We start from the raw sequence: 25,586 nt of genomic DNA on the forward strand, positions 1-25,586 counted from the left end.
GACACGAAGCAAATGGTCATTCATTTCCCTAAAAGGAGCTTCACGTTCCTCAAAACTTCGCGTTGGAGGAACCGGTCTTCCTTCCCCATAAGCTTCCAAATTCAGTGCCACCTCGAGACCGGCGGCAGCCAAATGGGCAACAATCTCATGTGCAGTCCATCCAGAACAGGCGGTGATGGCATCTGGTGATGTACGTTCAAGAGCAGCAAAAAAGGCATTGGCTTCACGTTGGAAGCTGATGGATGGGCTGCTGTTAACTGATTCATAGCTCATGGAGCCATCCTACAAGTGAATTATTTTGGCTTTACCTGAACTCTTCCTGCAGCGATTCAGACGATCTTTCAATCTCAGAAAATGCAAGGTCGCTGAGGCTCAGAATGCTAGAGAGTGCCTTTGGCGATTATAGAAAACTCAATCTAAGGAAATATTTCTGACTCCACATGATCAAGATTCCATCAGGATCTGCCTTCAGCAAGCTTGTTCTTGAGCGGCAGCGACCGCAGCCGCGCCAATCCGAACAAAAATGATTCCATCCCTAATCCATCCCTACTATTAGGCGACGATCCGATAGAACGTTGATCCTGCATGGAGCGTATATTCCGAAGAAATACCCTAGTGAAAGGCAGAATCAGGGCGACGATGGAGGACAGTGTCGGACCCCTTGGACGGCTCAAATAGAACTCATAACCCGAAGGTCGCAGGTTCAAATCCTGTCCCCGCCACTAATGATAATGCAGGGCCGGTCCGCAAGGATCGGTCCTGTTGTTTTTCGAATTCTAATCCATGGGCAATCCCATGAACGTCACAGCTCGTCGCTACTATCGATACGTACCGGATAAAGAGTTCTACCGCGTATGAAATCGAGTTCCCCGCCCCGGTAGAAACGGAAGAGCCACTTATCCCCTTAGTCCAAGCCAGCACGGTTGAGATGGATAAAGACTTTACATGGTCAAGCTTTAGGTTGTTCTCTGGTTGCACTTGGTTGAGGGCCAGGAATTTCATTACATGGGCGAGATCTGAAATCACGTCTTTGCTGGACTTGCCAACTTGTCACTAACGAAATAGGACTAAATGTTGAGACATGGCTTGACTTTCTGCCATTTTCCTAGCGTGTTTTAGCGTTCTACTTCCATTTGAAGTGAACAAAGATACGTCCAAAGTTGTCAGAATCTTTCTCGAGCCTGTGGTATCTTCCTTTGATCTCTTTGCTTTCTAAAAACCTGATTACATGCTTTTTGAGCTGCCCGCTTCCTTTGCCGGGAATGATCTCTATGGAAGAGGCCCTTATACGTTCAGCCTCGGCGAAGGCATCGTTTAGGGCAGCGTCTATAGCACGAGAGTTATTGAAGATTGGATGGAGATCTACTTTTATCTTTGATGACATTTAAGCCGCCGAATCCCATCTACCAGATTTGGATTCGTTGTGAAGGATCAAGCCACATTTGACAATCTTCATTCGTCTCAAATGCATCATGGAAGGCATCTAAGTTTTTTACGATTTGGTTGCATCGAAATTCGCTTGGCGAGTGTGGGTCGATTGCGATGAGACGCTCCATCTCGGCATTACGTCGCTTTTCCCGCCACGCTTGTGCCCACGACAGGAAGAACCTTTGAGCGCCATTGTAGCCATCGATTATTGGGGATTCGGCGCCATCCAATGAAATAAGGTAAGCCTTCCAAGCGATTCCCAGTCCTCCAAGGTCACCGATGTTTTCCCCAACCGTCAACTCTCCATTTACCTTAATGTGTGGTGTTTGAGCGGGCGATAGTTCGCTATATTGCGAAATGAGGGCCTTTGCCCGCTCGTCGAATAATTCTCTGTCGCTATCGGTCCACCAATTTTCCATCTTGCCGGAACCGTCAAATTTGGAGCCTTGATCGTCGAAGCCATGGCCAATTTCGTGGCCAATGACAGCACCGATTGCACCATAATTTGCTGCGTCGTCGCTATTTGGATCAAAGAAAGGAAATTGCAATATTGCTGCTGGGAAGACGATTTCGTTGAACCCGGGATTGTAATATGCATTGACGGTTTGGGGGTTCATAAACCACTCATCGCGATCGATTGCGCTTCCAAGTTTTCTAATTTCTCGATTGTGGTTGAAGGTTGCAATTGCTCGAATGTTGGCGATCAGCGACTCGGAGGTTATGGAGAGCGCATCGTAATTACGCCATTTCTTTGGATATCCAACTTTTGGAGTGAATTGATCCAATTTGGCGATTGCCCGTATTTTGGTTTCAGAACTCATCCAGTTGAGCTTCGTAATACTTTGTTGATACGCTTCAACTAAGTTTGCAACTAAGCGATCCATCGCTACCTTTGACTCCTCGTTGAAGTGCTTTTGGACGTAGATTCTTCCAACAGCTTCGCCCATTGCGCCATTTAGTAACGAGACGGCGCGTTTCCACCGCTCTGGAATGGCCGGAGTCCCAGTGAGCGTCTTGGAGTAGAAGTCGTAGTGTTCTTCTACAAAGGCCGAAGAGAGATATGCCGATGAGCTTCTAAGAATGTTCCACTTTAGAAAGATCTTCCATCTCTCTATTCCGATCTCGGAAAGTAATTTTGCGACCTCGCTATGAAATGAAGGTTGCCTAACAACAATTTCAGGGGACCTTTCTACGGCCTCTGAAATATGAAGGAGGTAGCTATCGAAGGCTTTCCCTACGGCTGGGTCGATGTCGAGGATTGATTTCTTAAAGTCGCTCCAGGTAGTGAGGTTGTAAACCTTGGTCTGATCTCGGCATGTGACGTTATCCCAGTGGCACTTGGCAATCTTTGTCTCTAAATCAACTACGAGATCTGCATATGTGGGTGCATTTTCAGGATCAATGAGTGCGAAGGTGCGTTCGATATGGACTTTGTAGGCTTCCAATATCGACGCGAAATGTTCATCACGATAGAACTGCTCGTCCGGAAGACCAATGCCACCTTGCTCAATAAAGAGGAGATATCGATTTGGATCCCCGGGATCGTTGTCAACGAATCCACCGAAGATTCCCGGGATTGAAATCGACTCGAAGCGGCCAAAGATGTCAAAAAGGGAATTGACGTCTTGAATCGAATCTGCCTCATCCAGCAGGTCTGCGATTGGGAGTGAGCCGGCTGATTCAATCGCAGCCTCATTCATGTACGACTGATACAGCGCACCAATTTTCTCAGCTTGAGGGTCGGTTTTATTGGAAATTGCAGCTTCTGCGATCCCTTTGACCGCTAACTCTGCCTCTTCGGCAAGGATTGCGAACCATCCGTAGCGAGCCTTATCTGAAGGTATTTCGCTGTTTTGTAGCCATTTCCCATTCACGTGCCTAAATAGGTCGTCTTTGGGCGAGATATCTTCGTCCATTCCATCTTTGCGGATCCCAGAAGCCTTTGTCATATGGTCATATTAGTTGACATCCTATGGACTTTGATAGATTCAGTTTGACTCAATCTAGTCACAGCAAACTTCGGTCATCTTTATTTCACACCTTGAGAGAGGTGTGGGTTTGTCGTTAGTACTGCTAAGGCGGGATAAGGATTGTTCGGCGACAATCAATGCTGTGAGGTCTTGTGTTCTTCAAGAGTGAGACGAGCTTGGTGATTTAGGTGAAGTCGATGGGGTGGTTGCTCGGTGGGCGCCCCGGAAATACCCAGCTCAGTTAATTGATTGGTAGCGGTGACTTTTAACGCTAGGTCTCTTGACATAGAGCGTATTTAAAGTATGTTTGGCGGTCCAAGCGCATTAAAAGATTAGATTGTTCTATTCTTCAGATGGAATGAATGAAGCCACAAAACCATAAAGTGCCTTGGGTGTGGCAGATTTCCTTCGAGTTCGTAGTCTGGGCAATTCCAAAGCGGTTCGTTGTGTTTAGGTGATCGCTTGGTTACATTTTTGACCTGGTAAGTATTTTGCCTATTTCTTGAGGCCACCGGGAGAAGTGGTTTTTCTAGGTTTGTGAGACAAATTCTGGTTAGTTTAGGATCCTAGGCGTCCTTTGTCAGAGTGTCCCAAAACAATGTGCGCACGGGAAGCAAGAGAGTCATCCATCTTTTTGCAAAGCGGATAAGTCACTGTGATATTGACGAGTTTTGGAATGTCCTCGATGTTTAACATTGGTTGGCGGCAGATAATAAGGGAATGTGGTTAATTTAGGAAGTTTTCAGTCAACCAAGAGAAGTACGACGCAAGATAAAAAGGATCTCTGGCACGTCCCCTAATTAGCGTAATTTGTTCCATTGGCGATGTCGCAAGAGAGCTCTGCACCTTGGTCATAGCAGAAGTACCAATTTTGGTGAGTTCGTGTAATTTTAGATCTCCTTGCGGACCAAATCCACAGAAGTAGATCGTGCCTATTACATCAAAGCCGCCCGTTATACGTTGACGAGCTCCCAAGGGGTCGAAGAGTGGATTTTCGTGCGTTGCGATTCGATCGATTAGTACAGTTTCGCCACCGTAGATCACCTCCATAGCCATATCGATGGTTGTTGTGCCATGGGAGTTTTTGGTTGGAGCGACCTTTGCTATTATCTCCGAGGTGATGGCTTCGCCACCTAGCGCTAGGTCGAGCTGAATCGATGAAACAAAGTTTGAACCTTCGTAGGAGATCGTAGGAGCCAGTAGCGCAATGAGGCTACAGTCACTGGCTATTTTGAAGTTCTGTTTCATCTTAGCGTATCTGTCATCTTCACAAAGATGGACCTTTGTCGCTGATTGGCTTTCGATTACGACATTGCTTTTATCACTAAGACTTAGTGAGATTTGGTGGCGTTCTCCAGGGAAAAGGCCAGGTCCTATCTCGGTGATAAAAAACCGCTTGCGTCCAAAGATCTCGGTAGTTCGATTTGATAGCCTGAATTGTCCAAATTGCTCTTGACATCTTGGTACCCCGTTCTTAAAGTCGACGACGAGTGATGATGTGGGTTCCATGCCGAAACTACATCTAGCAGAATCTATAGCTGCTGGGAGATTTTTGCTAGTTAGGGTAGATGTATTTACCGTCATAGTTAGTAGCGACCTTTGGTGGAGATTGAGCGAGTTTTGCTGTCTTTTTTTGCCTAGCCAATTTGGTCTGAAATCCACCTTGTAATTTGATCGATGCCTCGTCCGTCGCCCAAGTCCGAGAAGATAGTGGCTCGTTCGCCTCTTAGGGTTTGGGCGTCGTGTTCCATTGTCTCTAGGTTCGCTCCGACAAAAGGAGCAAGGGAGATCTTGTTTATGATAAGGAGGTCTGAGAAGGTGAGACCCGGTCCTCCTTTTCTGGGGATTTTGTCTCCTTGTGCTACGTCGATCACGTAGATAGTTTTGTCAGCTAGATCTGGAGAGAACATCGCAGTCAGGTTGTCGCCGCCAGATTCAACTAATATCAGGTCCAGCTGATCGCACCTTTGTGTCAATTCGTCGATGGCAGCTAGGTTCATTGAAACGTCGTCGCGAATTGCCGAATGAGGACAGCCTCCTGTTTCGACACCCAAGATATGATTCTGGGGTAAAATCCCCAAATTTGTTAGAAAATCGGCATCTTCCTTCGTGTAGATATCGTTGGTCACAACACCAATTTGAACCGAGGATTGTAACGATTCGATAATTCTCCTCACCAGCATTGTCTTGCCGGATCCAACTGGCCCGCCCACTCCGATTCGGAGTGCCCGTCGAGTTGCGCTTTTGGTATTGTCGAGTGCTATTGTCATCTGATAACTTCCTTTTCTTGGTTTTTACGACTGAAATAGCCTTGGTGAGAGTTCTTGGTGGTTTATTTGGTCCATCTCTATCTGCCAAGCTGAAATCGCCGATCTATCTGGAAGCGATTTAGGCCGAACCATGGCTAGCTTGGCAGAAGATTCCAGAATCGTGCCCATCATCTCTAGTTGTGCGAATTGGCCAATTCGTCCACAGCGAACCAGTACCGATGTGGCGGCCAATGCCTGGGTTTGTAGATAAAAGAGCCTGGTGAGATCGATCGGCCATTTAAGGCGACCAGAGATAATTCCAACGATGCTTGATGGTTCCCGAAGATCTTCCTGCAGTTTTGTACCGTAAGACGGATTGCTCGCGAACAATTTATTGCCTGCTATTTCAATAGCGCGAGCGAGGGATATTGCAGACTTTCGTCCTTCGTAAGTTGATCGACTTGCATGCAAGATCGTGTCCTCTTTGGTGATTTGTTGGGTGGTGGCTTGTGGAGTTTGCAAAATCTCTGAGATCTTTGATATGTTTTCGAGATCGCCATACCAAAGGGAATGGACCATATAGTTTTCAATCCAATTGAGGCCCTTCTCTGGGTCTGCGCCATCTTTTGAGGCGGCGAAGGTCTCAAATCCAAAGCTATGACCGTATGCTCCCGCGGGAAACGCTGAATCAAAGAAGTAGTGCATTTGCGATATCTGGCGTGCGTCGGATCTTTTATTGGAGCTCTCCATAGTTAAAGCTGGCCCTTTACCTTGGTGAAATAGTCTTTCAAAAGAGAAAATAGCGTTGAGCTAGAGGGAGTGACCTTGCCGGCTGTGAAGTTAGAAGCTCACCATCGAGTCGCACTTCGTACGTTTGGGGGTTTACCTCAATATCTCCAACTCTGTCATTTAGCACCATTGCAGCTTTTGTAAGAGTCCTTGTTCCTTTGACGGGAAGTCTCTTGCGATTCGAATTTTTGAAGCTACTACCGCTGCTAAGGCTGATTTCAGAGACGAACGTGAAGCCAACCGACGATGCGGCGAGTCCCATGGATGCAAATTGTGACTTATATAGGCGTGGCTCGGGAGTAGGTATGGACGCATTGGGATCACCACTGACAGCGCACGAAATCATTCCTGCTTTGATGATCAGTTCGGGTTTGACTCCAAAGAATGCCGGTTTCCAAAGCACCAAGTCGGCAATCTTCCCAACTTCGACGGAGCCTACATAGCTCGAGACTCCATTGGCAATGGCTGGGTTTATCGTGTATTTGGCGACGTATCGCTTTACTCGATTGTTGTCGGATCTATCGCTATCACCTTCGAGTGGACCTCTCTCTTGCTTCATTTTGTGGGCGGCTTGCCATGTCCTAATGATTACCTCACCGACCCTACCCATCGCTTGACTATCGGAGGAGATCATAGAGATTGCGCCGAGATCATGTAGAACATCCTCGGCGGCTATCGTTTCAGCTCGAATTCGAGAGTCAGCAAAGGCTATATCTTCAGCTACAGACTTGTCCAAGTGGTGACAGACCATCAGCATGTCTAGGTGCTCTTCTATGGTGTTGAGGGTATAGGGTCGTGTTGGATTTGTACTAGAGGGAAGAAAATTTGAAAGGCCGGCAACCTTTATGATGTCGGGCGCGTGGCCACCACCGGCACCCTCGGTGTGGAAGGCATGGATGGTTCGACCTGATACGGCATTTATCGTCTCTTCGACAAAGCCACTTTCATTCAGGGTATCCGTATGAATTGCAACCTGAACGTCCATCTCGTCGGCGACATCTAGACAGGTGGAGATGGCCCTAGGTGTAGACCCCCAGTCCTCGTGCAACTTGAGACCCATAGCCCCGGCGATAACTTGTTCTCGCAGCGCCTCGTGTGACGATGAATTTCCTTTGCCCATGAAGCCCACGTTGATCGGTTGATCTTCGAATGCCTCGATCATGCGGGCCATATACCAGGCTCCGGGTGTCACCGTTGTTGCGTTTGTCCCAGTAGCCGGACCGGTTCCGCCTCCTATCATGGTTGTAATGCCAGATGAGACTGCGGCTTGGATCTGATCTGCAGATATGAAATGTATGTGAGAGTCGATTCCGCCTGCGGTGAGAATCATTTTTTCTCCGGCGATTATCTCTGTGCTCGCACCGATTTCAATCGTGACACCTTTGGAGACGAGAGAGTTTCCCGCGCTTCCGATCGCTAAAATCAAGCCATCTCGGATAGCGATGTCAGCTTTATAAATTCCACTGTGGTCCAGAATTAGCACATTGGTGATGACAAGATCTGGCGCACCCATTGAGCGTGTAATGATTGGGTTCTGACCCATTGAATCACGGATGGTCTTACCGCCGCCGAATTTGGCCTCTTCGCCCTTGGTCGTTAGATCTTTTTCCACCTCTACGATGAGGTCGGTATCGCCCAAGCGCACTCGGTCGCCTGTTGTGGGTCCGTAATGACTGACATAGATTGATCTAGGGATTGAACTTGCCATTAGATTTATCGTTTCATCTCAGGGGCCGACGTCGATTCTGGTGTGGTTAGCGAACCGCTAAAGTGAACCAAATTCACGTTTCGATGTTGACCTGGCTCAAAGCGCATAGCAGTTCCACTGGCGAGATCGAGTCGAGTGTGAAATGCCAAGCTTCGGTCGAATAAGAGCGCGTGGTTGCTCTCGTAGAAGTGAAAGTGCGATCCAACCTGGATGGGCCGATCTCCGCTATTGAAGACTTCGATTTCTACGATTTGAGAGTCAGAATTGATAAGAATATCTTCCTCTGTGAGGAAAAATTCGCCTGGAATCATGTCTGTCCTTTTGTAATAAAGTTGGTGACTCTAGGAAGTTGCCAACTTTGAGCTTGGAGTTGACGTCTTTGTTGAACTATGAGATTGGGTTGTGGACCGTGACCAATTTGGTGCCATCTGGGAATGTGGCTTCTATCTGGATCTCCTCTATCATCTCTGGAATACCTTCTAGAACTTGATCCGCTGTTAATATTTGAGTGCCGTAAACCATAAGCTCAGAGACGCTTTTACCATCTCGGGCGCTTTCGAGCAGTTCCGAGGAGATCAATGAAATTGCCTCCGGATAGTTGAGACGTAGACCCCTCTGAAGGCGCCGTCGAGCAAGATCTCCGGCTACCACTAGAAGGAGTTTTTCTTTATCCCTGTCGGTAAGTAACATTGATTGACTCGCTTTTGCCTGTTAGTTTTTCCGTAAAACGAAGGTTAGCGCATGGAAACTATAGAAGGATCCCCTATGCACTTCTTGATGCACTATTTAACAAAGATGAAACATTTCCTTCAATCTTAAGAGTTCAATTAGCTAATTTAGTATTTGTAATTTTGTTGATATTTAATCTATTTTCTGCTTCTAGATAGATTATTTTTTGACACTACTATCTCGCCAGGATATCTTTTAGGTATTCCTTATCTCCTTTCGGAGAGGATTTTATTACCACTTGAGCGGCGAGTATTGATAGCAAGGCTATCAAATGCGATTTAGACTGGCTGATCTATTTTCCGTCAGCAATTATTTTGACTCCTGGCTGACCTCTAATATGGCGCTTGTTTTCCTAGGTAAGTCGAAAGTGCGCTTCTTGCCAGGTGCAGTTGTTGAAATGGTTCCTGGGGTTTTTTGTGTGACGCCATAGTGATTCTCTATCGAATTGATATCTAGTGGATCTCAATTCCTTGCTTTGTCTTGAATTTAAACCGCGCTAATTCAAATGAAAGTCCTGGTAGGCCTCTTGTTACCACCTAAAATATGAATTACAGGTAAAGTTTAGGTAAATATAAAAGGATTTATTTCTTTAGAAATGAGTGTCGATGAACAGTCTTGACCGTAGTCTCTATGAGTCCGTAAATCGTTTTGCTAGGAACACCTCATTCGCTCACGGGTTCATGAGCGCCTATGCGGTCTATGGCGGCCTGGTAGTCCTTGGGTTGCTCGGTTTCTGGGCTTTTTTTAGGGCGAGAAATGTTGGTGCACTTCAATCAGCTCGAGTCGTCTGGGTTGGTGCAGCTACGTTGATAGCCTTGGGTCTGAATCAGCCTATAATTCACTTTTTTGGACGGCCGCGACCCTATAACTCGATACCGGGAATGGAGGTCTTGATAGCTAGGGCTAATGACTTTAGCTTTCCCTCTGATCACGGGACGGTGGCTGGAGCCATGATCGTAGGGCTCCTGTTGGTTGATCGAAAGGTAGGAATTTTCGCTGCGGTATTTGGGCTATTTCTTGGCTTTGCTCGAGTCTACGTAGGAGCTCATTATCCGGGTGATATTGTAGCTGGCTTGATTTGGGCTGGCCTTTTTGTCGCTGTCACGCTTCCTCTTGCGACAAAGCTTTTGAGCCGCCCGGCTGAGTATCTACTCCATACCGGGTTTGCGCCGGTTATTTCAAGTGGAGGACGCCGAGCTATATAGGCGGATTTTGATCACCTGTATCCCGTTCGAGATCTGTTCGCTTCTCTAGCTAGTTTGATCTAATAGGATCGGTATGTCGATGGTTTTAGACTATAAATCTGGCGAGATTCTTTGTCATAAATGGGCAATTATGTTGTATGTGATGAATGTTATTTCTTTTAAGCTTATTTTTGTTCGATACGTTCGCTCTTATTGATTGCGTGATTACCTCGCCCCTACTCAGCAAACATACTTGTTGAATTTTCGCGAATCTACGAAGTCCATAGGCAAGTAATTTATTGAAGTGATGCGTTTATCCGTAATGACACTATGTCGCATTTACTATCACAAATATGCACTGGACGGTGTCTTCTGTTAGATTTGAGTTAGGATCGATTTATCAGGTGGCTTTGACGGATGCGATGGCTGTAGAAGTAGTTTTAGCCATCTAAAGTTTTACTCTCAAGCTTCTTCGGGGTGAGATATATGATTCCGTTTGGATGGTTTGTTTAATTTGGCTAGCTCAAGGTTGCCCCTGCAGGGCATCGTATGTGGAACCTTGATACTAGCTAGGAAAAGTAGAGGCAGGCGTGGTAGAGGTGTGCCTCTACCACGCCTGCCTAAAAGATGTTTGTTTTCGTACTGTTTGCTTTTGATAAGTCAGCCAAACGATACGAAAACAAACATCTTTTTTGGGTTCGAACCAGCTGGTTTGGATATCTTTAGACTCGCGAAAGCTCTAAATTTGAGGGGTTGATGGGGGTAATTGGAAGGTGGTATTTCATGTCCCAACACGGGGGAGTCGGGACATGAAATCATTACACCGAGGTTTCATTCAATGCCAAAGAATGCTTCTTTTAGCGTGTCGTTATTGTTGAAGTCACTTACTGATCCAGTAAATCTCGTTTTTCCACCTTCAATAACACTTACCGTATCGGCGATACTTAGGAAAGATATGTTTTGTTCTGCTATGACGAGAGTTATCCCGCCTCTGAGTTCTGCAAGACGTTCGATTACTTCGTTTACGTACCTCGGAGAAAGGCCTGACGAAGGTTCATCCATCAGCAGAATCTTAGGTTCGGATATTAACGCGCGCCCGATTCCGACTAGCTTTCGCTGTCCACCTGATAGTCCTCCAGCGAGTGACTTTCTGCGTTCTTTGAGTTCAGGGAATCGTTCGTAGATGTTGTCGATTTGATCACCGACTGATTTCGTCTTGGTGCGCAAGGAACCCAAGCGGAGATTTTCTTCGACGCTCAAATCAGGGAAGATTCCCTGTTCGCTCATGTAGCCAAGACCGTGTTTTACACGTTCGGCAACAGCTAGAGGGGCAATGTTAGTGCCATTCATCTTCAAGTCACCGGACCACAGAGGCAGTAAGCCGATCGCTACTTTTAGAAAGGTGGATTTACCCGCACCGTTCGCTCCTAGGACGACTTGGATCTCATTTTCTTTAACGCTCAGGCTTATATCCCATAGCACTTGCATCGAACCGTAACCGGACGTTAACTGTGACACCTCAAGCATCGTGTGCACCTCCCAGAAAGACCCGCTTTACCTCTTCGTCTGAGAGCGCGTCGCGAAGGGATCCAGAAAAGATGCCTTTGCCTGCGCTTAGAACAAAGACCGAATCGACAACTTGCTCTAAAAATCCCATTAAGTGTTCCACGACGATAAGCGCTATACCATTTTGTCGAAAGTTGGCTAACATCTCGGCAACTTCGGTTAGCTCTGTCGGAGTTAATCCGGCTGCTAGTTCATCAACAAAGATTACTTTGGGATCTAGTGCTAGTGCCCGAGCTAGATCCAGCCTTTTTTGCTGAGAGGCTGTTAGCTTTTCAATCGGATAATTTGCGCAATCGGCCAAGTTGACTTTTCTTAAGATTTCTGGGATCGATGTCCGGTTTTTGGAGTGGATCGAGGAGACCGCCACGTTCTCATAGACTGAAAGGTCTCGGAAAGGTTTTGGTATCTGAAAGGTTCGATTTATCCCGGCTCTCGCAATGTCATGAGGGCGTTTCCCTGTGATATTTAGGCCTTCTAAGGTTATGTGACCGTGCGCAGGCTTATAGAGTCCACAAACCGTGTTTACCAGTGTTGTTTTCCCTGAGCCGTTGGGTCCAACCAGGCCTAAGGCTTGACCTTGGAAGAGTTCTAGAGATACATCGTTAAGTGCCTTAAATCCGCTAAATATGGTCGTAAGATTTTCGATCTTTAGAAGACTTTTCGATTCAGTCATTTTTTGCCCTGACCGTGGTGATTTTTGTAGTGATGTAGTTCCAAAAGCCAGCTAGCCCTCGGGGTGCAAAAAGGACCAAAAGTACGATTACCATTCCGTAGATTAGCTGGAAGTATTGTGGATTTGAAACCCCAATTGCGTTATAGATCGCATATAGAACGACCGTGCCAATCGTCGGACCCCAAATGGTTCCAACACCACCGAATAGGGCGAAAACGATAGCTAGCACTGAGAGGGCCGGGTCGAACACTGCTTGGGGATAGAAGACGCTTGTCGACCAGCCAAAGACACTGCCTGCCATACCTGCTATGGCAGCTGCGATTAACCATGCATAGAATCTTTGGCGCGGTACGTTCACTCCAGCCATTGATGCCGAATATGAGTCGTCACGGATCGCCTTGAGCGTCAACCCGAATTTCGAAGAGCGCACAAAGCTTGTAGCAAGTATCGATAAGGCTGCTAAGGCTATAGCGGTTCCATATGCCGTTCCAGAGGAGTAAAAACCTGCTAGGTTGAGGCCGTATGGCCCATTCGTAATCGACTGGAGGGAGGGGTTGGAGATTATCGTGTAGATCGCTTCGCTGGCTGCTAGAGTTCCAATCGCGAAATAGGCCCCACGTAATCTAAATAATGGTAACAAGATTGCACCTACAAGTGCTCCCGCTACGCCGCCAATGATAACGGCTAGTACCGGGGGAACGTTATAATCCAGCATTACAAGGCCAGAGGCATAAGCTCCGACTCCGAAAAAGCCGAAATAGCCAAATGGCAGGTATCCAGTGAATCCATAGATGATATTGATTCCTTGGGCGAGCGCAATGTAAATTGCCATGTAAGTTAGGAGCAGTTCGTTCGAATAGAGGTGGACACCTACGGCAAATGCAACGATTGGCACCAATGCTGCAATCGCTGGAGAGATCAGTTTCTTTCCCTTTGATCCTGTCTCTAATGTCAGATCTAGATCATCTAATTTAGGCAATTCTCTGCCTTCTTCCGAATAAGCCTTGAGGCCTAATGAGCATTGTGGCGATGACTAATGCATAGGGTACAAGGTTTGACCAGCTAGGAATGTAGACCTGAGCCAATTGGTAAAAGATTCCGAAGATGATTCCTGCTGCGATCGTTCCCAATGTGTTTCCTAAAGATCCAAAGACGATGATTGCAAAGGCAGTAATTGTAATTGCAGCACCTTCGGTAGGACTGACTCCGCCAAATATAAATACTCCCCAGACTCCAGCACAAGCTGCAAGTGCAAAGCCGATTCCAAAGTAGATACCGGAGACTCTTTTAGAATTTATTCCAGCTACTGCGGCCTCAACGGAGTCGGAGATGACGGCCCTTACCTGAAGGCCGATAGATGTGCGATAGAGAAAGATCACAAATATTGCCAGTAGTGGAATGATGACTAAAGCGCTCACCCACCAGGTGGCTGGGTAGCCTTGACCAAAGAGCACTAGGCGAGATGTTGGTATCGACGAGACTGGCAAAGATCTTTCAGCACTTCCAAAGACGAGCGAGGCCAGTGCCTGGATGACCTCTGAAAGGCCGAAGAACAGAATCAACGAAAGCATTTCGGGATCTGAAGCTTTTACGAGGCGTGGTGCGATCAATCGATTCAATAGATAGCCAAAGAGTACGGTTATTGGAATTACTATTATGGTCGAAAGTATCGGTGAGATGTGGTAGGTATTGTAGAGTTCCCAGGCACCATATCCGCCGAGCATTATGATGTCGCCATGTGCGAGATTGATTATCTTCTGCGCACCGTAAACGACATTTAATCCCACAGCCAATAACGCATAAAAAATGCCTAGGAGAATACCGCCTATAACGGCGTATTCGAAGAGCACAGATTTTTCCTTTACTTATACGAAAATAGCCACCGCACTAGCTGTCAAAGTGACAAGCATGGAGCGGTGGCTATTTAGGGGAATTAACCTACAGGAGCAGGGTAGACGGCAGAGCCGGTGGCTTGGCTGGCAGGATAGACGGCTTTGAGTGTGATTCCGCTGCTTGATGGGAAGAGCTGTGCTACTGGAAGAAGTTCGCCAGTTTGAGCTCCCTCTGAATTTATGACGAAGTTCCCATTAAGTGTGTTCAAATGGCCAGATGCCGCAGCCGCTCCGGCGCGTATATCGGTTTGTGAGAGTGACTTAGCATTTTTTAGCGAAGCTTGAATTACAAGTCCTGTATTGTATCCATCTAACGACAGCGAGTTTAGCTGACCAGGGAATGCAGCAGCGAATTGCGTCTTGAATTGGGAGCTATTTAGTCCCTCGGATACCGTTGGATAATTGACATAGAAGTTGGTTCCATAGGTGTAGGTGTATGCCAAACCTGCGGTTCCTACCTGTTGCTGGAAGAGACTCAGTAGCTGCCCTGGAAAGACGGTAAATACCATCTTGAAGTGCATCCCGGAGCTCTGAACGTTTTGAAGGAACGGAGTGTCATTGGCTGCGTAACCGAACTCTAGAACCGCATCTGGCTTGGATGCCGAGATCGTTTGCAGGAGTGTACCGTAGCTTGTGGTAGATGATGGTACACCTTGGTAGTATGCGACATTGATTCCGTTTTGCGAGAGGATGCTCTTTAGGGTGGTCGCCTGCGAAGCATCGAAATCGTTGGTTCCATAGAGTACTGCAAGGTTCTTGATCTGCTTGGAGATGAGGAATTTTGCTAACACGTTGGGCCAAATGGAAGATTCGGGTAGATCAGTCAGAACTATGTATTTATTTTGTGGTGTGAAAAATGGAATGCCGGTACCAGTTTGGTCGAAGAGTACGACCTTATGAGCTTGAGCCAAGGAGACAGCTGGAGCAGTCAACACTGATCCAAAGTCTGAGACAAAGATATTAACTTTATCTTGAGTTAAAAGCTGATTGTAGAGAGTTGCAGCAGTGGTAGCTGAACTTAAGTCGTTGTATGCGATGAGCTTTAGCGGAATTCTTTTCTTATATCCACCAACGTAAACACCACCTTTTGCGTTCTCGGTTTTGATCCAAAACTTAAGGCCGGCTAATTCCGGCAGTGATGAAGTGGCGAACGATCCAGAACCCGAATAGGTAGTACCGACGGTGATCTGGGCTGGTGCAGCCGGCAGGTTAGACGCGCTAGTGCCCGAACTGCCCGAGCTAGAAGACGATGTGGAAGATGATCCGCATGCTGCTAATGCTATACCGAATGATGCGGCAATCACTGGAAATGTTTTTTTACGCAACTATTTATCCCCTTTAAATTTGCTTTTGTTCCACCTTTAGTGATGAAGATCCCCCGTCTCCATAAGGTGCTTACCTAGAATAGCATGAAAACTAAAAAAGTAAAGTCAGCGCGTTGGGAAATTTGATATCAGAGAGTTTCCGTTCTATTTTTGATTGATTTGACGATTTTATCAATCATTTTTTAGCTCCGTGATCTTACCAATACTTTGTATTATTTGTTTCCAAACTATCTTCGTTCTAGACCTGGCTCTTGAACGATCTTGCTTCGATGATTTATTTGCTAGGGCTAATCGGGAAGCGGTGTCATGATATCTGGCATGCTCTTAGTGGGGTTTAGCCGTATTTTTTTGGAAAGGACCTAGCTGAACCGGCTTTTAGAGGGTTGGGCACCCGTTGAGTGGATTTGGCCCTAGGTGATAGATGAGCGATTTGCCTCTGTTTCTCAATTGCAATTGCTCATAGTCGGTGCGTAAAATTAATAAACGAGGTAGAGGAACAGGTGCCGCTTCCGCTATGGCAAGTGGTGCAAGTGAATTTTGCGCCTTGGAATCTATTTGGGCTTTGTTGGTTTTTGAGATGGCGAGTAAGTTCTTGTCGCGATTGGCTTAGTCGAGCTAATACCATATAAGGGTTACTTGATTATTCTTGTTGTCACCCAAATTTGAATATCAAGTGTTCGCTATGTGGCTTTTGGCCAGGTAAAGCTAAGGTCGTAGGTGGATTAGAAAATGAGGATTTTGGCAAATGTACGTTCCGGCATATTTGACTGTCTAGTTGTTGTAGTTTTTGTAATTATCGGTCGTTCCGCCCATGGACACGGAGAGACCATCGCCGGAATAGTAGCTACCGCATGGCCATTTCTCGCAGGAACGACTCTCGGATGGTTGATTATTAGACCATGGATGACTTCGACGCAGATCTATCCAGTGGGTGTTGTAGTTTGGCTCTCAACGGTTATCTTTGGTCAGTTGTTTCGTGTGATCTCGGGCCAGGGAACTGCCCTAGCTTTCATTGGAGTTTCACTAGGCTTTTTGGGATTAGGTTTGGTGGGTTGGAGGGCTGTTGCGTCGTTCTTTTCTAGATCCAAAGGGACCTTCTTGCTCAAATAGGCTTTGTCTTTCCCGTTTACACGCCGAGGAATAACCTCTATGTAAATCGATTCGCCTAGTCATAATTTGTGTCGACCATGGTTGGTTTGAATTTGGGTTTGACTGGTGCCTAGCGTTAGCTGGTTGCTAGCGAGGGTTTTATGGACGGATGAAGTTTTTCTAGCAATGATTACAGTAATTGGATCAACTAAGTCCAGTCAAACCCCTTAATGTTCAATCGATGGGTTAGTTCTCCGAGGCCGGAATCCATGGGCCAAGGTTGACCTTATCTAATCGAGTGCCAAAGCTATCGCATCGTATTTAGGTCATTGGTCAACTTCCCTCAGCGGGCTTGCAGGGTTTGCACCTTGGCTCAAAGAAGCACTGACTTTCTATCCCCGGCGCTATATCCCCGGCTCGTTACCCCCGGAAGCCGGTCTTTAGCTCCCGCAGCGTCGATGGGGTTTTTTCATTTGCGATTTTGCCGAGTCTGGGCCTTTTTGTTGGCTTGTATCGATGATGGATCCGAATCGAAGTGTTGATTTCATTGCTTTATTAGAGCCATGGTTTTGAGTGTGTTGAAGTTGCAGGGCCATTTTTAGGTTGGGCCTTGACATGGATTCTGTTGGTAATTTGAGTGATTGTTTGTCCCAACCTCTAAGAGGCGATTGGGCGAGAGACGTTCCTTCTGTGGCCTATTAGGGTTCGCTCGACTTTATTTATCCTCCAGCAATCGCTCCTAAGATGTCGATTCTAGGGGTTGCATGTCGAATATATTCTTTCAATGATTCGTTTATGGGCATATTGGAAATGTCTTGCCCATCGGCGAAGAATCTAATGAAGGCTCGACGCGATTGCGTCGTTGGATTTAGGATTGTGCCTCGAAGCATAGGGAATTCTACTTCTATCGTGTTCACAATCGCGGCTAATGTCAGCTCGCCTGATATTTCAAGAGTTAATTCTCCGGAGATATTTGCTAGATCCCTGAGGTGTTGGGGAAGGCGGATTTGTATCATTCAAGTGTATGTGCTTCTACGGATAAAACAGAGGGAAGGTGGGAGGCTAGTTCCATGAAGGAATCGCCTGAATCGCGAGAGGCTTAGATTTCCCCAGTTGTCGAGCCGAAATAGATACCACAGGGATCGCATTGATCACTGGAGAGAGCTCCTCTTAGGACATTCCCGTAGAAGTGGCTTTGGGGCAGCCCTTTTGATATGGGTTGCCAGTCGTAACCCCCGCTTTGGCTTCTGTAGACTCTTAGCTGGTGGTCCGGGGGAAAGTGCTCCGAGTCACTTTTTATGGGGATCACGTAAACAGTTTCTGGATTGTTGTAGTCGACTGCGATTGCGAAACCAAAGTCACTTGGTAAATTGCCTGATATCTCGTACCAATTTTCTCCCGCGTCGTCACTGCGCATTACATCCCAATGCTTTTGCATGAATAGCACCTCAGGCTTCGATCGGTGTAGCGCTAGGCGATGCACGCAGTGTCCCACTTCTACGTCGTCATCGGGAAGATAGTCTGCTCGGAGTCCCTTGTTGATCGGCTTCCAATTTAGTCCTGCGTCATCACTTTTAAATGCGCCAGCTGCTGAAATTCCTACGTAGATCCGATTTGAGTTGGTCGGATCTTGAATAACGGTATGAAGGCATAGCCCACCGGCGCCAGGTTGCCACGAACCAGCCGTTGAATGTTCTCTCAGTCCATGCAGTTCGCCCCATGATTCTCCGGCGTCGTGCGAGACGAATATAGCCGCATCTTCAATACCTGCGAAGACTGTTTTTTCGTCAAATAGGGAAGGGGAGAGATTCCACACCTTCGCGAATTCCCATAGATGGAAAGATCCGTCATACCACAGGTGTGGTTTTGGTTCACCGGAGTAGTTGAAGCTGTTCGAAACCGCTTCCCAGGTCTTGCCGGCATCGAACGACCGCTGCAGGACTTGTCCAAACCATCCGTTGAATTGCGACGCGTAGATGAGATTTTTATTTAGTGGTGATGCATTGATGTGGTAGATCTCCCAACCCCCAAAGAGAGGCCCTTGTATCTGCCATTGTGATCGGCCATTGGCGCTATCTATTATAAAGGCTCCCTTTTTGGTGCCAATTAGCAACCTGACCTCAGTCACAGCAGCTCCTTTTTTTTCTATTCCAGACCAAAGAAAAAGGACTACACCGGATCTTTTGTCTTTAAGATTTCCGACATTATTGATTTATGATGTTATCACGTCAAATTCAAGAGATTATGAATTAAGTTGTAAATTGCAACTAACAGTTTCTGCTTTGAGGGTTCGCGTAGGAGGTGGATTTTTACAAAAGACAATCTAGCCACTGGTTTTCGCACTTAATCCGGATCTTTGAGTGTGCGCCAGATGTTACATATCTTCTATCAAATGGGCTCTCAGCGAAAGAATTCGCTCAAAATAATTGCCAGATATCCAGTCCGATTGGCTCTTAGATCGTGGTCTATTTCCCTATCTTTGAACTAGCTAGTGGGCGCAATTGCTATGATAATAATCATTTAAAAGAGATGTGGGATGGCTAAAAGGCTTGTTCACTATTTGCTAAAACTTTTTAAGTGCAACTTTTGTAAATTACCAAAGCTCTCCTTGACTCCAGGTCGGTTCCGCGAATTTTTTTACTATTTCGAGAATGTCGCTTCCGTATTTGGTAGCTTTTGTTGGACCAATTCCTTTGACTCCGAGGAGTTCTTGATCGGTCTTGGGAAGCATTCGGGAAATTTCTTCAAGGGTAACGTCGTGAGCGATTATGTATTGAGGCACTCCTTCACTTCTTGAGCGTTCGCGCCTCCAAATTTTAAGGTGGTCGAGAATATTGGTGTTTATATCCTTTATCTCTAACGTGTGAGTTTGGGGAGTTTGTATCGATTCGTCAAAATCAACGGTATTTGCAGCGAGTGCTTCTGAACGCGCTCGCAGAACCCTGTCTAGCTCAAAGATCCTTTCGTTGAGTCGCAGTGCCATTGAATTTAATCCAGCAATGAAGAGTCCATCTAGACGGCGAACCCTAGACAGTGCGACATATCCCATGCCGGGTGTGAATGATCGTTTTAGGTCCACCTCAGCGGCGTCGAGGCTCATCCCTTGACTTTTGTGAATCGTGATTGCCCACGCTAATCGTAATGGTACCTGGCTGATCTCAGCGGTGACTTTTTGATCTTCCTCGCGCTGCCACGTATGGGCCTCTACCTCTATGACTCGGCCGTTTCTTGCTAGTGCTACACGTGGCCACTCCAAATCGAGGTCGATGACTTTGCCAAGGGTTCCATTTGCATACTGTCGATTAGGGTCATTTGCCACAAACATCACCTCTGCTCCAACCTTTAGGTCAAGGTCGCTAGGGGCAAGCATGCCTTTGCGGAGAGTTTCAATCGATGTTGATTCACCGCGGGAAACGATAGTGAATCTTTTAGTTGGCATTGGTATTTCATCTAGATGGCGCTGGTTGATGGTGTCGACATCGATATTGTGCGAGTAGAGTCTCGTTATCTCATTTCGATTTTCCGGCGCTATCGCGGTTCTAGATTCTAGTATCTCAAGATGTTTTGGGCCCAGCGACCCTAATCTCATTGCTTCAAGCACCTCTTGGAGGCCATCGCCTTCCTGGCGGTGCTGTTCGGTTAGATAACAGGGGTCGGGATCTAGATCTCGCCAACTGCGCGAGTTGAAAGCAAAATCGAAGTCGCTTAAACCCTTTGAAATCGGTGGCAGCTGAAACATATCCCCGACAAGGATCATCTGTATTCCCCCAAAGGGCGCGTCTATGCCTCTTATCTTTCTGGCTAGGTCATCAAGAGAGTCCAAAAATCGCCCTGGAAGCATTGATATCTCATCGATTATTAGAGTCTGCACCTCTAAGAACCGACGAGATATCCTGTCGCGCGCGGCTATCTTGGCTAACTCTTGGTCGTTCAATGAATCGCTGATTCCGATACCTGACCATGAATGTATTGTGACTCCAGCAATTTGAGTCGCTGCAATTCCCGTTGATGCGGTAACTGCGACTTGGATGTTCCATGCTCGACTATAACGAACAAAATTTGACAATACATATGACTTGCCTGCGCCCGGTGCTCCCGTAAGGAAGACGGAGGCTGAGTTCATCATGATTTGAAGTGCTTGGCTTTGTCTCACCCATTAGACCTTAGCTTTTTCTGGAGCGACCTTTAGACCTTATAATGCTTTTACCACAGTGGGCAAACCGTACTCCTTGAAAATTACGAACACCTTGGGGTTGCTATTTGCCAACGTTAGTAGAGGGTAGTCGATGAAATAGCTTTCTATTTTGTCATTTCCCTGGTGTTAACCGGCTAATCGTGAGGCTTCCTCCCCGAGAATCATTGCGCCTGGATTAGCAGGTTAACAGGGTATTGTCCGGGTACTAATCGGAGATTTGGACGCACTAGTATGCCCAATAACCGGATAATCCTACGATAATTGAAATGACTGAATCACTTTTGTGCTTCATTGAAAAAAGAGCTCGTCAAAGGATAAGTTTTGTACACCAGAGAGGAGGCGAGAACGGAGATATTTGATTGGATCCAATGGTATAACCGGAAAAGAAGACATTTACGTATTGGTGATATTTCACCAACTGAGTTCGAAAGGTCAGCTATGTTGAAAGCTGCGTAGTTGAGCGGAGTTTCGTGTCGCGTTCGGTGAGCAATTCCAGAGACTTCCGATCCAGTATCAGAGGTATCAATTATTCCTACGGATAAGTCAGTTGGAGATGAATCAAAAGGCGAGCGAAGGGAGGTCGCTTAGATTGTGCGAAAGTGACAATTTTATTGGCAGGCTCCGGAGCTGACTTTGAGGCACAACAACGACAAGAGAAGATGGTCAACCATCAAAGAGCAACTTAATAGTCACCACCGAGCCACCATAGTTCTTACGTCAGATAAAGGTGTCGTCTATCACATCTGCACTAGTGGTGTTTCTGAGCCGGTTCACAAAGAGATCTACCGTCTCTTAGGAGTTAGTGATCCCCTTAAACGGATAAAGACCATTGCGACGCATTTGTAGTGTCCCAACAAAAGACTACATACCCAACTAGCTGGGAGAATAGGTTGAGTGACGGTAAGTTGGGTTAACATACGAGTAAATGCTTGGAAATACCTATCTCAAATAGCCGAACGTGAACCCAATCTTTGGGCTCAATGGTCATTTGGGGTAATACCAAAAGTCGGTTCGCTAGGAGCCGTGTGAATTGAGATGTTCACGCACGGTTCTGTGAGTTATGCGGCTAATCCGAGTCCGGACTTAGCTATCTCCCACACACGCCTAGTCTTTATTACCTTGTTTTTTCTCCGGATTGGCGGGCAACTGAGCCTAGGAGCTCTTCGTGACGACGAAGGACGGCGGCCATCGCTTCAAGGCTAACACGGAGTTGCTCGACTTGAGCGGCTAACCCCGAACCGCAACGTTACGATGCAAATTCAAGTATCGAAGCAATCGCTTGAGTTGTTACCTCTTGTAACGAAAGCCCCTCTTCAATCAGCCACCGACAGAAGGACAAAAGATCAAAGGCATAAGCCTCTACCGTTCTTGGCGACTAAGCCCGATCCATGAGATAGCTAAGGTAAGCACTCTCCGCCTCGAAACCATCGCTAGGCGAACCCGATAGGCTCCAGCCCTTTTCGTGGCGATCCAGACGTAGCGTCTTTGTTTGTCTAGAACATTAGTATCTCACCGGTCTTATCTCATTGCAAGCTATTTTTTAGAAAACTTTCGAAGAAGCAAATCAGATGGAACTTGGATGGATGATCGGCCAATTCCACCCCATCCCTTCGCTCCATCTGTATCTTCAGTCGCATTCCGCGAGGGGATGGGGTGGAATTTGTTAGTCTGAGTACCACAAACCCAAAAGAGCACTCACATCCCCAGTATCCTGCACAAACTCTCGGAGTTTCCTCACCCCAACAACCGTTGATACTAATTATTAGCCACATAAAAGGAGAGCGGGGAGGGGAAGTTCCTCCCCGTCAATCGACAAAGGGATATCAAACCGGCACAAGCTGCGTTGGTAAAGAGCGCAGGTAATGAGCGTTGTGTTCAAAAGGCGGAGATGCCTCCCTTGGGTAAGTACTACGAAGATGCGCGAAAACAAACCATCCGATGACGCACAAAGGAAATTATCAATAATGACACTAGGAGACAATTGATTAGGTCGCTATACCCAAAATTAGATTTCAGAATCTAAAAAAGTGACCAAGAAGGCTCAATCGCAAAGGGAATAGGTCTTATTTGACTCTCTGAAACCAGATTTGGGCCATAGATGCTTTGTCAAACCTAATTCAGTTCCAAATAACCGACGCAGAGTTACGCCGAAGGGCTCGAGCTGGTCTACTTCTGTTGATTAAGACTTGATTGGAGACCAGCCGCCTTGGTTGGTTATTTGGCCCACTCATAAAGGTGCTCAGGTCGCCCACTTGCCCCATATTTGAGAGTGAGATTTACCTTGCCTAATCTGGCTAGGTACGCTAAGTAGCGCTGAGTGGTACTTCTTGAGAGGCCGGATCTACGTGCTATTTCGTCTGCAGTGAGTCTTTCATCAACCGCCCTCAGCGTCGACATTACAACTTCTAGGGTGTGGGGAGAATGGCCCTTTGGCAGATTGACTTCGTCTGGTGCTGTCCGAAGCACCGACCAAAGGCGATCGATTTGTGCTTGGTCGAGATCGCTTGATGCGTCAAATTCCGCTCTCATGAGGCGGTACGCCTGGAGTCTTTCACTTAATCCACGTGAGTCAAAAGGCTTAGTAATGTAGTGTATCGCACCACATTTCATCGCTTCTCGGACGCTAGCACTGTCGCGGGCAGCGCTAATGACTATGACGTCTGGACGGGGAGGATCCATCGCTCTTAGCTGCCTTAAGACCGTTAATCCATCAGTATCTGGCAGATAGAGATCAAGCAGAACTAAATCTGGAGATAGATCCTTTGCGGCCGAGACTGCTAGAGCTCCTGTGTTTGCAAATCCACAGGTTTCGAAATCCTCCAATCGGTCGACATATGCGCCATGAAGCTGGGCGACGCGGAAGTCGTCGTCTACTACGAGAATTCGGATCTTTGTCCCTTGTAAACTTTCCTCGGTCATGGAAGCTCCTACCTTGGCGATCTCTTCGTGAATTAAAACTTTGACCACTACTGTAATATTTGGCCAAAGTGCTTTTGGGGCGATCATCTTTGGCACTATTGCCTTGAAGTGGAAGTCTTACTGTAAATCTTTAGTTATTTTGATTTTTATGGTTCAATCCATTGGACCGATCCTTTCGGCAGCGCTGTCAATGGCGCTATGAAGAGTAACGCTAAAAGATGCGCCTGGAACGTTCTTTACTTGAACTTCGCCATTATATTTAGCGGCGATTTGAGCCACGAGAGCTAATCCTAGGCCTCGTCGGTAACCTCTGCCTGCCACTTTGGTGGAAAATCCATCCGTGAAGATTGAGCTTAGGAGTGCCATGGGAATTCCTAAGCCACTGTCAGTTACGGTTATGTAGATTTTCTCTTCGACGGCTTCTATGTGAAGTTCGATCCATTTGGGATCGTTTTCCATTTGGTATGGATTTGTGTGCTCGGTGCTCGACAAGACGGCGTCTAGGGCGTTGTCGATTAAATTTCCAACGATTGTCAATATATCCAACGAATTTCGAAGAGTTCCATGAACCTTAGTTGCATTGGTTACCACCAAGGTGACACCTCGTTCTGAGGTAACTGCGCCCTTGGCCAGGATCAGAGCTCGCAAAAGAGGGTCGTCGATGGCGTCAATCCGATCGTTTGTAAGGTTACTCCTCGACGAGATGTTGAGGGCAAAGTCGATTGCTTCTTCGGATTCCCCAAGTTCTATAAGTCCAACAATGGTATGCATTTTGTTCGAGAATTCGTGGGCTTGCGCCCGAAGGGCTTCTGTCATTCCAACCATGCCGTCGAGTTCACGAAGTAGCCCCTCCCATTCGGTCCGATCCTGAATGGTTATAACGTGACCAAGGTTTTGGCCGTCGCGTTCAACCGCTAGGCGGGAGATCGAAAGGATGGATCGGCCAACTACCACTGGAAGGTCTCGACCGGGAATTTCTCCGGTTACAATTTGGCGAAGACGCCGCCCTCGGACGAGGTGTCGTAGAGGTCTTCCAATTGATCTCTCGGGGATCCCTATCAACCGTCGTGCTTCTTGGTTGAAAAATCTTATTAGTCCATTGGCGTCGCAGGCTATTACGCCTTCAGAGATGCCTTTTAGGAGCGCTTCTTGTTCTTGAAGCAGAGACGATAGTTCAATACTAGTGAGTCCGAAGGTCTCGGCTAGGTTGCGGCGATAGAGATACCACAGACTGAGGGTTGTGAGTGCTGCGACGAATAGGAATGCAAAGACGATCTTTGAAAATACAAACTTCAAATAAGAGTAAAGGCGTTGGCGTGTGGCGACTATTTCAACTATCGCCACCTGTCTGGTATGCCTATTAGATAGCGCGAAATATGAAAAATTTATAAGGGTAGTCGGATTGAGGTTTTTGGCACAGAATGATAGTCCGAGATTCGGACTTTGGTAAGGGAGGTTGCTGAGGTTTTGCGCGTGGTTAGAGGGGAAGATGGGTACAGCTGTTGCTGAAAGTGGGCTCGACGTAGGGGCGGATCCTGTTGCTGTCGCCTTTGTCGTGAGATAGGACGGAAAAAAAACAAAGGTTAAGTTTTCTATTTTACAAAGGCTCTTTAGCTCATCTCTGGTCTGGCGCGTAATTTCGACCTTGGTGTTATTTGTTGAGGTTCCATCTCCAATCGAACCGAGAGACTCAAGTATCGCTTTGGATCGATCGATCGATATGGTTGTTAGTCGTAGCTCGGTCGACGATTCGGTCAAGACTAAAAGAGCACCGATCGCCACGGTGATGGTCATCGTCAGTACGAATGCATAGATCGCGATTTGACGGATGGAACTTGTATTGGATCTGGTGCTCAAGGACAAAAGACCC

The 25,586-nt window shown here is 46.9% G+C and carries 25 protein-coding genes and 1 pseudogene; 5 read left to right on the forward strand and 21 right to left on the reverse strand.

What is annotated here, in order from left to right; translation table 11 throughout:
• The 10 genes from AXFE_RS10875 to AXFE_RS10920 form a co-directional block, all read right to left on the reverse strand.
• Positions 1-273 (reverse strand): maleylpyruvate isomerase N-terminal domain-containing protein (locus AXFE_RS10875; protein ID WP_200891262.1); only part of this gene is annotated, 273 nt, incomplete at its 3' end.
• Between the two features lie 408 nt (positions 274-681).
• On the reverse strand, positions 682-1,026 hold the full coding sequence (locus tag AXFE_RS10880; RefSeq protein WP_152626040.1) for a hypothetical protein: 345 nt from the start codon (positions 1,024-1,026) through the stop codon (positions 682-684).
• 97 nt (positions 1,027-1,123) lie between these two features.
• Positions 1,124-1,384 (reverse strand): Smr/MutS family protein, encoded by a 261-nt coding sequence (locus AXFE_RS10885; protein ID WP_052605886.1) that lies wholly within the window; start codon positions 1,382-1,384, stop codon positions 1,124-1,126.
• Between the two features lie 19 nt (positions 1,385-1,403).
• The gene (locus AXFE_RS10890; RefSeq protein WP_052605887.1) at positions 1,404-3,377 is read right to left on the reverse strand and encodes a M13 family metallopeptidase; all 1,974 of its coding nucleotides are present in this window, start codon (positions 3,375-3,377) and stop codon (positions 1,404-1,406) included.
• 747 nt (positions 3,378-4,124) lie between these two features.
• Positions 4,125-4,907: an urease accessory protein UreD gene (locus AXFE_RS10895; RefSeq protein ID WP_160291831.1), complete on the reverse strand. Its 783-nt coding sequence runs from the start codon at positions 4,905-4,907 to the stop codon at positions 4,125-4,127.
• A 128-nt stretch (positions 4,908-5,035) separates the two neighbouring features.
• Positions 5,036-5,668 (reverse strand): urease accessory protein UreG, encoded by a 633-nt coding sequence (ureG, locus tag AXFE_RS10900; protein ID WP_052605889.1) that lies wholly within the window; start codon positions 5,666-5,668, stop codon positions 5,036-5,038.
• A gap of 24 nt (positions 5,669-5,692) precedes the next feature.
• Positions 5,693-6,397: an urease accessory UreF family protein gene (locus AXFE_RS10905; RefSeq protein WP_052605890.1), complete on the reverse strand. Its 705-nt coding sequence runs from the start codon at positions 6,395-6,397 to the stop codon at positions 5,693-5,695.
• A gap of 37 nt (positions 6,398-6,434) precedes the next feature.
• Complete coding sequence (gene ureC / locus AXFE_RS10910) at positions 6,435-8,144, reverse strand: urease subunit alpha (RefSeq protein WP_052605891.1); 1,710 nt, start codon at positions 8,142-8,144, stop codon at positions 6,435-6,437.
• A 5-nt stretch (positions 8,145-8,149) separates the two neighbouring features.
• A complete protein-coding gene (gene ureB, locus AXFE_RS10915; RefSeq protein ID WP_052605892.1) occupies positions 8,150-8,455 on the reverse strand; it encodes an urease subunit beta in 306 nt (101 codons plus the stop codon).
• A gap of 76 nt (positions 8,456-8,531) precedes the next feature.
• A complete protein-coding gene (locus AXFE_RS10920) occupies positions 8,532-8,834 on the reverse strand; it encodes an urease subunit gamma (protein WP_052605893.1) in 303 nt (100 codons plus the stop codon).
• 644 nt (positions 8,835-9,478) lie between these two features.
• Here AXFE_RS10920 and AXFE_RS10930 point away from each other — a divergent pair.
• Positions 9,479-10,078 (forward strand): phosphatase PAP2 family protein, encoded by a 600-nt coding sequence (locus tag AXFE_RS10930; RefSeq protein ID WP_052605895.1) that lies wholly within the window; start codon positions 9,479-9,481, stop codon positions 10,076-10,078.
• 810 nt (positions 10,079-10,888) lie between these two features.
• Here AXFE_RS10930 and AXFE_RS10935 read toward each other — a convergent pair.
• The 5 genes from AXFE_RS10935 to AXFE_RS10955 all read right to left on the reverse strand — a co-directional run bounded on the left by AXFE_RS10935 (position 10,889) and on the right by AXFE_RS10955 (position 15,513).
• A complete protein-coding gene (locus AXFE_RS10935) occupies positions 10,889-11,584 on the reverse strand; it encodes an ABC transporter ATP-binding protein (RefSeq protein ID WP_052605896.1) in 696 nt (231 codons plus the stop codon).
• The gene (locus tag AXFE_RS10940; protein ID WP_052605897.1) at positions 11,577-12,296 is read right to left on the reverse strand and encodes an ABC transporter ATP-binding protein; all 720 of its coding nucleotides are present in this window, start codon (positions 12,294-12,296) and stop codon (positions 11,577-11,579) included. Before AXFE_RS10940 ends, AXFE_RS10935 begins: the two co-directional genes overlap by 8 nt.
• Positions 12,289-13,275, reverse strand: a complete 987-nt coding sequence (locus tag AXFE_RS10945; RefSeq protein WP_200891263.1) for a branched-chain amino acid ABC transporter permease — start codon at positions 13,273-13,275, stop codon at positions 12,289-12,291. The genes AXFE_RS10940 and AXFE_RS10945 overlap by 8 nt, the downstream gene beginning before the upstream one ends.
• On the reverse strand, positions 13,268-14,146 hold the full coding sequence (locus AXFE_RS10950; RefSeq protein WP_052605898.1) for a branched-chain amino acid ABC transporter permease: 879 nt from the start codon (positions 14,144-14,146) through the stop codon (positions 13,268-13,270). Before AXFE_RS10950 ends, AXFE_RS10945 begins: the two co-directional genes overlap by 8 nt.
• Before the next feature lie 83 nt (positions 14,147-14,229).
• On the reverse strand, positions 14,230-15,513 hold the full coding sequence (locus AXFE_RS10955) for an ABC transporter substrate-binding protein (RefSeq protein ID WP_082058683.1): 1,284 nt from the start codon (positions 15,511-15,513) through the stop codon (positions 14,230-14,232).
• Positions 15,514-16,251: 738 nt separating this feature from the next.
• On the opposite strand from AXFE_RS10955, the gene AXFE_RS10960 reads away from it, so the two are divergent.
• Positions 16,252-16,623, forward strand: coding sequence for a DUF3054 domain-containing protein (locus tag AXFE_RS10960; RefSeq protein ID WP_200891264.1), 372 nt, complete (start codon positions 16,252-16,254; stop codon positions 16,621-16,623).
• A gap of 698 nt (positions 16,624-17,321) precedes the next feature.
• Here AXFE_RS10960 and AXFE_RS10965 read toward each other — a convergent pair.
• The 3 genes from AXFE_RS10965 to AXFE_RS10975 form a co-directional block, all read right to left on the reverse strand.
• The gene (locus AXFE_RS10965) at positions 17,322-17,618 is read right to left on the reverse strand and encodes a MoaD/ThiS family protein (protein ID WP_052605900.1); all 297 of its coding nucleotides are present in this window, start codon (positions 17,616-17,618) and stop codon (positions 17,322-17,324) included.
• 83 nt (positions 17,619-17,701) lie between these two features.
• Complete coding sequence (locus AXFE_RS10970) at positions 17,702-18,730, reverse strand: beta propeller repeat protein (protein WP_200891265.1); 1,029 nt, start codon at positions 18,728-18,730, stop codon at positions 17,702-17,704.
• A gap of 465 nt (positions 18,731-19,195) precedes the next feature.
• Positions 19,196-20,755 carry an HRDC domain-containing protein gene (locus tag AXFE_RS10975; protein WP_052605901.1) on the reverse strand — a complete coding sequence of 520 codons (1,560 nt, stop codon included), beginning with the start codon at positions 20,753-20,755 and terminating at the stop codon, positions 19,196-19,198.
• Between the two features lie 363 nt (positions 20,756-21,118).
• Here AXFE_RS10975 and AXFE_RS21510 point away from each other — a divergent pair, with 363 nt between their 5' ends.
• The 3 genes from AXFE_RS21510 to AXFE_RS20030 all read left to right on the forward strand — a co-directional run bounded on the left by AXFE_RS21510 (position 21,119) and on the right by AXFE_RS20030 (position 22,000).
• Positions 21,119-21,253 carry an IS3 family transposase gene (locus AXFE_RS21510; RefSeq protein ID WP_082058684.1) on the forward strand — a complete coding sequence of 45 codons (135 nt, stop codon included), beginning with the start codon at positions 21,119-21,121 and terminating at the stop codon, positions 21,251-21,253.
• A gap of 177 nt (positions 21,254-21,430) precedes the next feature.
• On the forward strand, positions 21,431-21,643 hold the full coding sequence (locus tag AXFE_RS19375) for a hypothetical protein (RefSeq protein ID WP_152626041.1): 213 nt from the start codon (positions 21,431-21,433) through the stop codon (positions 21,641-21,643).
• Positions 21,644-21,832: 189 nt separating this feature from the next.
• Positions 21,833-22,000 carry a hypothetical protein gene (locus AXFE_RS20030; RefSeq protein WP_160291832.1) on the forward strand — a complete coding sequence of 56 codons (168 nt, stop codon included), beginning with the start codon at positions 21,833-21,835 and terminating at the stop codon, positions 21,998-22,000.
• 43 nt (positions 22,001-22,043) lie between these two features.
• On the opposite strand, the pseudogene AXFE_RS21515 reads toward AXFE_RS20030, so the two are convergent.
• From AXFE_RS21515 to AXFE_RS10985, 3 genes and pseudogenes are all read right to left on the reverse strand, one after another.
• Positions 22,044-22,160: pseudogene (locus AXFE_RS21515) on the reverse strand (hypothetical protein); the annotation flags it as partial.
• 851 nt (positions 22,161-23,011) lie between these two features.
• Positions 23,012-23,803 carry a response regulator transcription factor gene (locus AXFE_RS10980; RefSeq protein WP_235347773.1) on the reverse strand — a complete coding sequence of 264 codons (792 nt, stop codon included), beginning with the start codon at positions 23,801-23,803 and terminating at the stop codon, positions 23,012-23,014.
• 66 nt (positions 23,804-23,869) lie between these two features.
• Positions 23,870-25,573: a sensor histidine kinase gene (locus AXFE_RS10985; RefSeq protein ID WP_160291833.1), complete on the reverse strand. Its 1,704-nt coding sequence runs from the start codon at positions 25,571-25,573 to the stop codon at positions 23,870-23,872.
• Between the last annotated feature and the right edge of the window lie 13 nt (positions 25,574-25,586).

The sequence above is a fragment of the Acidithrix ferrooxidans genome, from assembly GCF_000949295.1.
Lineage (GTDB): Bacteria > Actinomycetota > Acidimicrobiia > Acidimicrobiales > Acidimicrobiaceae > Acidithrix > Acidithrix ferrooxidans.